Raw genomic sequence first — 479 nt, forward strand, 5'->3', positions numbered from 1 at the left:
CTCTTCGACCGCGGGGAGGTGGGCAAGTTCAACACGCTGATGCGGTACGTCTCCACCGTCGGCTCCCCGCTGCCCGACGGGCTGCCCGAGGTGGCCCGGGAGTATCTGGCCGCGACCAGTGCCCCGCCGTCCTGGGTGGACTGGTCGCAGATGGAGAAGGCGCGTCTGTTCTTCATCGACAACAACGTGCACATCTCCACCGCGCTGTCCTTCGCTGCCATGCCCGCCTGCTATCTCGTCCCGCCCGTGGCGAGGCTCCTGGGGGCGACGCACGGACTGAAGTACCCGTCCAAACGGATGGCGGAGACCGGCCAGTTCACGGTCTACCTGATGCAGCCCGGCGCGTTCGAGGCGGGCAGCAGGTTCATCCCGGCGGCGCAGAAGGTGCGGCTCCTGCACGCCTCGATCCGTCACCACCTGCGGCGCGAGAACCGCTGGGACGAGGCGGAGTCGGGGACCCCGATCTGCCAGGAGGACAT

Annotated in this window: 1 pseudogene; it reads left to right on the plus strand. The window is 68.5% G+C overall.

The window, feature by feature from the left end:
- A pseudogene (locus RM780_RS27635) lies at positions 1-479 on the plus strand (oxygenase MpaB family protein); the annotation flags it as partial.

This window comes from Streptomyces boetiae, from assembly GCF_031845405.1.
Classification (GTDB): Bacteria; Actinomycetota; Actinomycetes; order Streptomycetales; family Streptomycetaceae; genus Streptomyces; species Streptomyces boetiae.